Origin of the sequence: Mesorhizobium sp. M7A.F.Ca.US.014.04.1.1 (genome assembly GCF_003998745.1) — a bacterium.
GTDB lineage: Bacteria > Pseudomonadota > Alphaproteobacteria > Rhizobiales > Rhizobiaceae > Mesorhizobium > Mesorhizobium ciceri.
This window is the reverse complement of sequence record NZ_RZRW01000155.1, coordinates 1-10,851: the sequence shown is the minus strand read 5'-3', so window position 1 is coordinate 10,851 and position 10,851 is coordinate 1. Positions and strand designations below refer to the sequence as shown.

11 protein-coding genes and 1 pseudogene are annotated in these 10,851 nt (G+C 63.6%); 2 read left to right on the top strand and 10 right to left on the bottom strand.

The features are described from left to right. Positions 1–166: 166 nt before the first annotated feature. The 6 genes from EOA22_RS13070 to tesB form a co-directional block, all read right to left on the bottom strand. Positions 167–850, bottom strand: a complete 684-nt coding sequence (locus EOA22_RS13070; RefSeq protein ID WP_024505000.1) for an outer membrane lipoprotein carrier protein LolA — start codon at positions 848–850, stop codon at positions 167–169. A gap of 145 nt (positions 851–995) precedes the next feature. Next, positions 996–3,671: a DNA translocase FtsK gene (locus EOA22_RS13065; RefSeq protein WP_063169525.1), complete on the bottom strand. Its 2,676-nt coding sequence runs from the start codon at positions 3,669–3,671 to the stop codon at positions 996–998. Positions 3,672–3,930: 259 nt separating this feature from the next. Next, the gene (locus EOA22_RS13060) at positions 3,931–4,206 is read right to left on the bottom strand and encodes a hypothetical protein (protein ID WP_063170403.1); all 276 of its coding nucleotides are present in this window, start codon (positions 4,204–4,206) and stop codon (positions 3,931–3,933) included. A 305-nt stretch (positions 4,207–4,511) separates the two neighbouring features. Continuing rightward, the gene (locus EOA22_RS13055; RefSeq protein WP_224619141.1) at positions 4,512–5,693 is read right to left on the bottom strand and encodes an ammonium transporter; all 1,182 of its coding nucleotides are present in this window, start codon (positions 5,691–5,693) and stop codon (positions 4,512–4,514) included. A gap of 205 nt (positions 5,694–5,898) precedes the next feature. Next, on the bottom strand, positions 5,899–6,237 hold the full coding sequence (locus tag EOA22_RS13050; protein WP_013528889.1) for a P-II family nitrogen regulator: 339 nt from the start codon (positions 6,235–6,237) through the stop codon (positions 5,899–5,901). Between the two features lie 217 nt (positions 6,238–6,454). Further along, positions 6,455–7,330: an acyl-CoA thioesterase II gene (gene tesB / locus EOA22_RS13045; RefSeq protein ID WP_013528888.1), complete on the bottom strand. Its 876-nt coding sequence runs from the start codon at positions 7,328–7,330 to the stop codon at positions 6,455–6,457. Between the two features lie 96 nt (positions 7,331–7,426). On the opposite strand from tesB, the pseudogene EOA22_RS13040 reads away from it, so the two are divergent. Further along, positions 7,427–8,627: pseudogene (locus tag EOA22_RS13040) on the top strand (ubiquinone biosynthesis hydroxylase). Positions 8,628–8,637: 10 nt separating this feature from the next. Here the strand turns inward: EOA22_RS13040 and EOA22_RS13035 are convergent. The 3 genes from EOA22_RS13035 to EOA22_RS13025 form a co-directional block, all read right to left on the bottom strand. Further along, positions 8,638–9,165: a hypothetical protein gene (locus EOA22_RS13035; protein ID WP_024504998.1), complete on the bottom strand. Its 528-nt coding sequence runs from the start codon at positions 9,163–9,165 to the stop codon at positions 8,638–8,640. Between the two features lie 140 nt (positions 9,166–9,305). Beyond that, entirely contained in the window at positions 9,306–9,662 is a 357-nt protein-coding gene (locus EOA22_RS13030) for a YciI family protein (protein WP_063169526.1), read from the bottom strand. Next, positions 9,659–9,880 carry a hypothetical protein gene (locus tag EOA22_RS13025; RefSeq protein WP_063170404.1) on the bottom strand — a complete coding sequence of 74 codons (222 nt, stop codon included), beginning with the start codon at positions 9,878–9,880 and terminating at the stop codon, positions 9,659–9,661. Before EOA22_RS13025 ends, EOA22_RS13030 begins: the two co-directional genes overlap by 4 nt. A 220-nt stretch (positions 9,881–10,100) precedes the next feature. Here EOA22_RS13025 and EOA22_RS13020 point away from each other — a divergent pair, with 220 nt between their 5' ends. Then, positions 10,101–10,526, top strand: a complete 426-nt coding sequence (locus EOA22_RS13020; protein ID WP_063169527.1) for an OsmC family protein — start codon at positions 10,101–10,103, stop codon at positions 10,524–10,526. A 62-nt stretch (positions 10,527–10,588) separates the two neighbouring features. Here the strand turns inward: EOA22_RS13020 and EOA22_RS13015 are convergent. Further along, on the bottom strand, positions 10,589–10,851 hold a 263-nt coding region (locus EOA22_RS13015; protein WP_164755394.1), incomplete at its 5' end, for a helix-turn-helix transcriptional regulator.

Sequence of the window (10,851 nt, the reverse complement as noted above, 5' to 3'; positions counted from 1 at the left end):
ATCCAGGACAGCGTGCAACCGGCCAGAACCGATGGGTCCCGGCGGGGAAGACGCCTTTTGACGGAGTCGGTCCGGGAAATTGCCAGCCGCAAGCCGCAAAGACAAGCCGGGCAACGCTCGACGAGGCGCGGCCCGGTGCTTTCCACAGCTATTGGAGCGTTTGAAGCTAGCGCGCCTTGTTGGTGTTGAGCTCGCGGTTCGCCGTGTAGTCGATGGCGAAAGTATCCGGCGCGAAGCTGACGCCTTCCTTGGTGTTGAAGATCATCACCGTCGTATCCTTGCCCTGCGCGTCGGTGATCGTCCACTGCCGCAAGTCGAAGGTTTTCGGATCGAACATCATGGTGATCTTCGAATTGCCGAACACCGATTTGTCGGCGAGCTGGATGGTTGTGAGGTCGTCCTCCTGCTTGACGCTTTTGACGCGGTCGCCGGAGAGGTCGATCCTGTTGTCGAGCAGCAGCTTCAAGGGTGTCTTCGACAGCGGATAGAGATCGGACGTGTTGAGCCTCTTGTTCAGGATGACCACCGACTGGCCGTCTGAAATCACCCGGAAGTTCGAAGAGCCGTCGTAGTTGAAGCGGATCTTGCCCGGCCGTTCGAGGAAGAACTTGCCGCCGGTCTGCTCGCCCTTGGGGCCGAACTGCACGAATTCGCCGCTCATCGATTTGACCGAGGAAAAGTGGTCGGCGATCTTCTGCGCAGCGGCCGGCACAGCCGCCTGCGCCGAGGCCAGCACCTGGAAGCCGGGCACCGCGTTGAAGGCTGCCGCCCCTGCAAACGCCAGACCGAGGCCCAGCAACTGACGCCGGGATGGAGCAAATGTGCTGAGCGCTGAAAGATCGTTTTTCATGTCGGTCACTCTCGTCTGATTCCTGAGTTGTTCTGTGCTTGGACCCCCAGTTGGGCTGAAATTTGGCGGGTCGGGCGTCCCTTGGTCGCTTCAACGCCTTGAAAGGTTCAAGGTTGCCGGATGTCGCAAGGGTCAGGCTTTCTGGTCAGAACTTGTCCTCTTCGGTCGGCACCAGGATCTCGCGCTTGCCGGCATGGTTGGCCGGGCCGACGATACCTTCCTTCTCCATCTTCTCGATGATCGAGGCAGCGCGGTTATAGCCGATGCCCAGCCGGCGCTGGATATAGCTGGTCGAGGCCTTGCCATCGCGCAGCACCACGGAGACCGCTTGATCGTAAGGATCGTCGGAATCCTCGAAATTGCTGTTGCCGCCACCGCCGCTCGCTCCACCCTTGCCTGACGGCTCGTCGTCATCCTCGCCATCATCCTCGGTGATGGCGTCGAGATACTCCGGCACGCCCTGCAGCTTCAGATGCGCGACGATCTTCTCGACCTCTTCATCGGCGACGAACGGGCCGTGCACGCGCTGGATACGGCCGCCGCCGGCCATGTAGAGCATGTCGCCCATGCCGAGCAGCTGCTCGGCGCCCTGCTCGCCCAGAATGGTGCGGCTGTCGATCTTCGACGTCACCTGGAAGGAGATGCGGGTCGGGAAATTGGCCTTGATGGTGCCGGTGATGACGTCGACCGACGGCCGCTGCGTTGCCATGATGACATGGATGCCGGCGGCGCGCGCCATCTGCGCCAGGCGCTGCACGGCACCTTCGATGTCCTTGCCGGCGACCATCATCAGGTCGGCCATCTCGTCGATGATGACGACGATATAAGGCATCGGCTCGAGATCGAGGTTCTCGGTCTCGTAGATCGCCTCGCCGGTCTGGCGGTCGAAGCCGGTCTGAACGGTGCGCGAGATCTTCTCACCCTTCTTGTCCGCCTGGCTGACACGGGCGTTGAAGCCGTCGATGTTGCGCACGCCGACCTTGGACATTTTGCGGTAGCGGTCCTCCATCTCGCGCACGGTCCATTTCAGCGCCACCACCGCCTTCTTCGGATCGGTGACGACGGGCGTCAGCAGATGCGGGATGCCGTCATAGACCGAGAGTTCCAGCATCTTCGGATCGATCATGATCAGCCGGCAATCCTGCGGCGTCAGCCGGTAGAGCAGCGACAGGATCATGGTGTTGATGGCGACCGACTTGCCCGAGCCGGTGGTGCCGGCGACCAGCACGTGCGGCATCTTGGCGATGTCGACGATGACCGCCTCGCCATTGATGGTCTTGCCCAGCGCCAGTGCCAGCTTGGCCTTCGTCGTCTCGAAGTCGCGGCTGGCCAGGATCTCCCTGAGATAGACGGTTTCGCGCTTGGCGTTCGGCAGTTCGATGCCGATGGCGTTGCGGCCGGGCACCACCGCGACGCGGCAGGCGATGGCGCTCATCGAGCGGGCGATGTCGTCGGACAGGCCGATGACGCGCGACGATTTGATGCCGGGCGCCGGTTCGAGCTCATAGAGCGTGACGACCGGACCCGGACGGACGGCGATGATCTCGCCCTTGACGCCGAAATCCTCCAGCACGCCTTCGAGCAGGCGCGCGTTCTGTTCCAGCGCGTCCTTGGACAGGCTGGCGTCGCGCACCACGTTCTTCGGCTCGGAGAGGAAGTGCAGCGACGGCATTTCGAATTTTTCAGAGCCGATCAGCGATGTCTGCGCCTCGCGCTGCACACGGGCGCCGGGCACGGGGCGCGCCGCCGGCGCCTCGACGCGCGTGGCGGCATCGGAACGGAACGGCTGTACCTTGGCGGTCGGCGCGCCTCGGCGTTGCACGACAGGCTCATCGTCGAAATCGGCATCCTCGCCCGCATTGTCGAAGCGGTCGTCGAAGATATCGGCATCGTCGGGGTCGAGCGAGGCGCTGCGGTCGTTGACCATGGCGGCGAAGAATTCCGGCTCGACGCGGGCGCGGCCATCCTGGCTCATCCGCTGCTCGGCGAACTCGGCCGATTCGACCCGTTCGGCGGCGCGGCGCCAGGCGGTGGAGCGCTGCTCCATCTCCGGCTCGTACTCGTCCCGCTCCTGCCTGCGGCGCACGGCGCGGCGGTGCATCCACGCGCGCAGCGACAGCCACCAATGGGTGATGGCGCCGAGCGCCAGGATGCCCTCGTCGCCTTCGTCCTCGTCATTGTCGAACAAAAGGTCGTCCTCGCGCGGATCGACGGCGGGCTCGTCCTCCATCACGGCAAAGCCGTTCTTGCGTCCGATCAGCGCCGAGCCATGGGCGAAGAGCCACAGTGCGGGCGCCGACAGCAGGATGGCGATGATGCTGGCGATCAGCCCGGTCGGATAGCCGCCGATGACGACACCGGGGATCTTCAGCACCATGTCGCCGAACACGCCGCCGAGGCCGGTGGGCAGCGGCCAGGTCTTGGGCGGCACCACGCAGCCGACCATCGCCGCGGCCAGCAGCGCGAAGCCGAACCAGGACAACCCGCGCTTGGGCAGCCTGTCGACACCGCGCGCGGAAAACAGCAGGAAGCCCCAGATGACCGTCGGAACCAGGGCGGCGACGGCGGCGAGGCCGAAGAACTGCATGGCGAGGTCGGAGAACACGGCACCCGCATAGCCCATGGCGTTGGTGACGGAGTTGTTCGTCGCGTGGGAAAAACTCGGATCGGCGACATTCCAGGTGGCAAGGCTGGCAACGCCAAAGGCGGCCAGCGCGAACAGGCCGACGCCAACCAGCCGCCCGACCTGACGCCGCGCGAACGCCTGGATGCCGTGCCCCGTATCGGCCAGCGCGAGCGGTGCTGAAGCCCCTGAACGCATGCTCTTCCCCGTCTGTCGTGGACTCGCCGGGTGCGTGGCGCACTCCGGCAGATTCGGGTCTCAGACTATCGGTGGGAAGGTTAAGGGCGCATTAACTATAAGAGGTTGAGACGCTCAAACCTCATTACCGCCGGTTGAGCCGTATGAGGCAATGATGGACGACGGACCGATGGAGCTCCATCGAACGAAACAATGGCGGGCTGCCGGCCCGCCATTGGTCGTCTGAACGGAGATCGGGCCTCGGCCCGATCGCGGCAAATCAGTTGGCGCCGCCGAGCGCCTGCACATTGGCGCAGAATTCCGCATGCGGCTTGCTCATCGCCGCATCCTGGCATTCCTTCTTCATCGCTTCCTGCTTTTCCATCGGCATGGCCATGAAAGCTGTCTTGAAGCCCGCCATCGGCTTCATGGTTTTCATGCCGGAATCCGTGAAGAACGGCGCCATGTTGTCGGGCTCGTCCAGAGCACCGGCAAACGCCACGCCGCCGATCATGGAAAGAGCAAGCGCTCCGAGACAGATGTTCTTGAGGTTCATGAGATGGTTTCCTTCCCTGTTGTTTGGCACGAGCGTCAGAACGACGATCGTCCCCACGGTTCGGAACCAGAGCGGTCGTTGTTTCCTCAAAAAACATGATCACGCGAACGTGATTGCGTGAAGCCGGGCATTGCCGGAATGGCTTGCCAAAAAAAGAGGCCCGGATGCGATCCGGGCCTCAATGCGTGAACTCCTTTCGGGAGCGTCACGACGGGATCTTTCAAAGCAATTCCAGGAGAACTGTGCAGCGCTTTCCATTCGGAATTGCGTGGAGATATGGGGCCGGCGGGAGGAGGGTTCCGCCCTTACGGCACCACTTCGCCATGCTGGGAGATGTCGAGGCCTTCGACCTCTTCCTGGGTCGTCGGGCGCAGGCCGACAAGCGCCTTGACGATGTAGAGGAGCACGAAGGTGGCAATGCCGGTCCACACGATGGTGACGGCAACGCCGTAGATCTGCTTGCCGAGCGAAGCACCTGCGCCGAGGCTGTTGATCGCCGGGTCGGCGAGCACGCCGGTGAGCAGAGCGCCGACCACACCGCCGACGCCATGCACGCCGAAGGCGTCGAGCGAGTCGTCATAGCCGAACATGTGCTTGACCTTGACCGCCGAGAGGTAGCAGACGACGCCTGCGACGATGCCGACGATGAAGGCACCGGTCGGGTTGACGAAGCCGGAAGCCGGCGTCACCGCGACCAGGCCGGCAACCGCACCCGAGATGATGCCGAGCACGGAAGGCTTCTTGGCGACGATCCATTCGGCGAACATCCAGGCCAGTGCCGCCGCGGCGGTGGCAACCTGGGTGTTGAGCATGGCAGCGCCGGCAAGACCGTCGGCTGCCAGTTCCGAACCGGCGTTGAAGCCGAACCAGCCAACCCACAGCAGTGAAGCGCCGATCACCGAATAGACCAGGTTATGCGGCGCCATGTTGGTGGTGCCATAGCCTTCGCGCTTGCCGAGAACCAGCGCACAGACCAGACCGGCGACACCGGCGTTGATGTGAACGACCGTACCGCCGGCAAAGTCGAGCACGCCCGCCGATCCGAGGAAGCCGCCACCCCAGACCCAATGCGCGATCGGCACGTAGACGACCAGCAGCCACAACGCCATGAAGATCAGCAGCGCCGAGAACTTCATGCGTTCGGCGAAGGCGCCGGCAATGAGCGCCGGCGTGATGATGGCGAATGTCATCTGGAACATCGAGAACACGAATTCAGGAATGTTGGCGACGCCCGGCAGCCACAGCGAGGCCGTGGTGATGCCGTGATGGAAGAACTTCGAGGTGCCGCCGATATAGCTGTTCACGCCGCCGCCGTCCGAGAAGGCCAGCGAATAGCCGAACATGAACCACAGCACCGTCACCAGGCAGGTGATGGCGAAGCTCTGCATGACGGTGGCGAGCACGTTCTTCTTGCGCACCATGCCGCCGTAGAACAGCGCCAGGCCCGGAATGGTCATCATCAGCACCAGCGCCGTCGAGGTCAGCATCCAGGCGGTGTTGCCGGTGTCGAGCACCGGGGTCGGGGCAGCAGCCGGCGCGGCCGCGGCTGCGGCCGGTGCCGCTTCCTGTGCGAAGGCGGCAACCGTGCCCAATGCTGCGAGAGTAAGCGAACCCAAAAGGGCAGCTCGTCCCGTCGTCTTCAAGGTGGAAGGAATATTCATTGAACTCTCCATTGGAATACGTGATCGCCGCTCAGAGCGCGTCGGTGTCTGTTTCGCCGGTGCGGATGCGCACCGCCTGATCGATGCCGAAAACGAAGATCTTGCCGTCGCCGATCTGGCCGGTCTTGGCGGCTGCGGTGATGGCTTCGACGGCCTTGTCGACCATGTCGGCACTGACCGCGACTTCGATCTTGATCTTCGGCAGGAAGCTGACCGCGTATTCCGCCCCGCGATAGATCTCCGTATGCCCTTTCTGACGCCCGTAGCCTTTGACTTCGGTGACGGTCAGGCCCTGGATGCCGACGGCGGTGAGCGCTTCGCGTACCTCGTCGAGCTTGAACGGCTTGATGATTGCCATCACGATTTTCATAAGGTTTCACCCTTTGCTGTTGCGGTCCCCCGCGTTTGTACACCTTCACCGATCCCAAAGAGCCGGAGAGTGCCCACAAGGATTCAAGCTCCGTGCCAAGTGCGGAAGCAGGGTGTTAACCCACTGTAAACAAAGAGATTAGGGAGTGCGCCGACGCAACCTGCCCACAGCTGCGGCGATACGCCTGCTTAAAAATTGGGCAAATTTCGAAAAATGCCTACTCTGCAGGCGATCGCTTGAGCCGGATCAGCCCTTCCTGCGCAACCGAGGCAATCAGCGTACCGTCGCGGGCAAACAGCGAGCCGCGTGTAAAGCCGCGCGAGCCCTGCGTCGACGGGCTGTCCTGCGTGTAGAGCATCCAGTCGTCGAGCGCATGGCTGCGGTGGAACCACATGGCGTGGTCGAGGCTCGCCGCCTGGATATCGCGATCGAAAATGGCGCGGCCATGCGCGAAGGTCGATGTGTCGAGCAGCGTCATGTCGGAGAGATAGGCGAGCACCGCTGCCTGGATGGCGCGGTCCGCCGGCACCGGACCGGTGGTGCGGATCCAGATGTTCTGCTTTGGCTCCAGCTTTTCGCGGCTGGTGTAATGCTTCAGCATCACCGGCTTCATCTCGATCGGCCGGTCGCGCTCCCAGTAGCGTTTGATCCCATCGGGCACCGCCTCGCCGAATTTGCCCAGCAATTCGCGTTGCGACAGCAATGTGTCCGGCCCCGGAACGTCCTGCGGCATCGGCACCTGGTGCTCCAGGCCGACCTCATCCTGCTGGAACGAGGCTTCGAGCGAAAAGATCGCCTGGCCGTGCTGGACCGCCACCACGCGCCGCGTGGTGAAGGAGCCGCCGTCGCGAATGCGGTCGACCTCGTAGACGATCGGCACCTTGGTGTCGCCGGGCCGCATGAAATAGCCGTGCAGCGAATGCACGTACCGATCGGGATCCACTGTCCGCTGCGCCGCCACCAGCGCCTGGGCGATGGTCTGGCCGCCGAACACGCGCTGCCAGTCGAGCAGCGGGCTGCGACCACGATACAGATTGTGTTCCAGCTTCTCGAGGTCGAGAATGCCGAGAAGCTCGTCCATGGCTGCCGTCATATTTCGCGCCCTCGCCGCAGAAGTGTTATGGCGGTTTCCGACAGGACGGACAGGCAGTCAAGGGCGCAAGACCCGGCCGGCGCAGGAGCGAAGATGATGGAACGCAAGGCGGACACGAAAAACAGATCCGGGCTCGATGTCCTGGTCGCCGGCGCCGGCTATGTCGGCCTGGCCGCCGCCGTATCGCTGAAACAGGCGCGACCGGGCCTCGCCATCGCTCTCGTCGATGCGGCAGGCGGCAGCGGCAATGGCCGAGGCGCGGCCATCCCTTTGCCAGGCGCAGGCGATCACTGAGATGATCATCACCGATTCGCGCACCGCCGATCCGGTGCGTCCGGTCTTCCTGACCTTCGGCGGCGAAGTGGCGCCGGGCGAGCCCTTTGCGCATATGGTCGCCAACAAGGTGCTGAACGGCGCCTTGCGGGCCAGCGCCGAAAGGCTCGGCATCGATATCATCGAAGGCGTCGCGGTGCAGGGCTTCGAGACCAACGGCAGTGGCATCACCGTGCATCTCGCCGACGGCGCAGCGCTGAAGGCGCGGCTGCTGGTCGCCGCCGACGGCGTCAACTCGAAGCTGCGCGACATGGCCGGCATCAAGACGGTGAAGTGGGAATATGGCCAGTCCGGCATCGTCTGCACGGTAGCGCATGAACGCCCGCACAATGGTCGCGCCGAAGAGCATTTCCTGCCGGCCGGGCCTTTCGCCACATTGCCGCTCAAACCCGGTGAGGACGGCACCAACCGCTCGTCGATCGTCTGGGTCGAGCGTACGCCCGATGCCGAGAAGCTGGTGGCCGGTGACGATCTCCTGTTCGAACACGAACTCGAGCAGCGTTTTGGCCTGAAGCTTGGCGAGATCCGCGTTACTGATGCGCCGCGCGCCTGGCCGCTCGGCTTGACCATTGCGCGTGCTTTCGTCGCGCCCCGCATCGCACTCGCCGGCGATGCCGCCCACGGCATCCACCCGATCGCCGGCCAGGGCCTCAATCTCGGCTTCAAGGATGTCGCGGCCCTTGCCGAGGTGATCGTCGAGGCCGACCGGCTCGGCCAGGACATCGGCGCGCTCGACGTCCTCGAACGCTACCAGCAGTGGCGCCGCTTCGACACGGTGCAGATGGGCATCACCACGGACGCGCTGAATCGGCTGTTTTCCAACGATATCGGCCCGCTGCGAACCGTCCGCGACATCGGCCTCGGCCTTGTCGAACGCCTGCCGCGCCTGAAGGATTTTTTTATCCGGCAGGCGTCGGGGTTGTCCGCCAGCACGCCGCGATTGTTGAAGGGCGAGGCGATCTGAGCGCTATCGCTCAGTTGACCTCGAAACCCAGCTTCTGCCGCAGCCGCAATATCCTCTGGTCGGATATTTCGAGGCGTTTTTCCCCGCCCTGGGCGGCGCGGTTGACCATCTGCAGCAGATCGTTCCGCTCGGCGACATCGAGGCGTTCGCGCAGGAACGGCGCCAGCTTGTCGATGACGACGGTGGTGTCGTCGACCTGCGCCGCCGCCCATTTGGCGTAGATCACCGCCTCGTCGGTCTTCTTCTTGTCGGCGATCTCGGAAATCACCGCGCGGATGACAGCCTCGCGCTGCGGCAGGATGGGCCCATCCTCGGAGACGATTGATGTGATCAGCGTAGCCGCCGCTACGACCGGATCATCGATCGCCGTCAGAGGCGACAGAGCCGCCTGCTTGCGCAGCTTCTTGCGACGGATGTTGCCCTGCACGCGCCCGACAACGTCCGCAACCTCGCGAGCCGCGTCGTTCATCGCCTTCATCCGGTACCACCAGAACGCCGCCGCGCCCATCACGCCAAGGATAGCAATCAGGAAAGGCATGTCGAAATCCCCAAGAACCCCGGCGACGATAGGAGAACTCTCGCCTTGCTTCAACACGCAAAAGTTGCGCACCAAATGAACCGGGACGATCGTTCAATCGAACGCCTTGGTTTCCGCGTGGCTGTAGCACATGGCGGGGGCTATGACCCCGGCACACTGTAGATCGCCCGCACCTCGATGGTGCCGATTTCGGCCAGCGGGATCTCGCCGGCGATCTCCAGCGCCTGGTCGAGATTGTCGGCCTCGATCATGACGAAGCCAAGCAACTGCTCCTTGGTTTCGGCGAACGGGCCGTCGGTGATCAGCCGCTTGCCCTGGCGTCGCCGCACCGTCTTCGACGTTTTCACCGATTGCAGCGCCTGCGCGACGATCAGCACCCCACGATGATCCAATGACCGGTCATGAGCCATCGAATCGGCATCGAGCTTGGCCAGACGCTCCGGCGTCATGGCATGGAGGTCGTTTTCCTCGCCATAGACCAGACAGACATATTTCATTTCCAGCTCCCTTGCTGTGACGAACCATAGGCGATCACGGTATCGGTTGAGTTCTTGCCGGCAGCGACATGGTCGAGAAGGCTGACCGCAATGCCGATGATTGCAACTGCCGCAAGCAGCCGGCCGAAGCCGGAGGGCGGCACATGCAGCGGGCCGCTTTTCCCTGGATCAGCCGTTCGGCAGGTGCTTGTCCAATGGGCAGAAAACAGATTGTTCATGCGAACCTCCATCCGCCACGAGAATCTGTGGCCGCCCGCAGGACGCTCGGGGCCGATGCAAGTCGACATTTTGCACGCACATTTTTTTCAAAAAAGATTCGGTGGGGCTCGCCGGTGCTGCATGCGCGCGCAAACAGCGCGGTGGCCTTCCCTCGCGCCCGCGCTATAGTTGGGAGGAACGCCGCCTGGCCGGCGCCACCGCTGTAATAAGGAGGAATTCATGGACCGCACCGCAAACGCCGTCTGGAAAGGCAATCTGAAAGAGGGCACGGGCACGCTCGACACCCAGAGCGGAACCCTGAAGGGCACGCCCTATTCGTTCAAAGCGCGCTTCGAGGACGAGAGCGGCAAATCCGGCACCAACCCTGAAGAGCTGATCGCGGCGGCGCACGCCGGCTGCTTTGCCATGCAGTTTTCGCATTTCCTGGCCGAGAACGGCACCCCCGCCACCGAACTCGACGCCAAGGCCGTGGTGACGCTGGTTCCCGGCACCGGGATCACCGGCAGCGCCCTCACAGTGGTCGGCAAGGTCCCGGGCATCGACGCGGCGAAGTTCAAGGAATTGGCCGAAAGGGCCAAGGCCGGCTGTCCGGTCTCGAAGGCGCTCGGCGCCATAAACGTATCGCTCGACGCCAAGCTCGGCTGAAGGCCCGAACGGCAAATTCATCCAGAAACCGCTGGCCCTTGGGCCGGCGTTTTCGTTTGCGGTCAGCCCTTCAACGCGGCCGCCCGCACATCCGATGGCGTCGCGCCGTAGCGCCGCCGGAACGCCCGGTTGAAATAGGAGAGGTCGTTGAAGCCTGCCTCGAAGGCGATCGCCGTGATGCTGCGTCCGGCATGACGAGGATTGCTGAGCATCCGATGCGCGCGCAACAGGCGCTGGCACAGCATGAAATCCGACAGCGACGTGCCTTCGCTCTCGAACAGTTTTCTGATGTAGCGGGCCGAAAGGCGGTGCCGGCGGGCGAGGT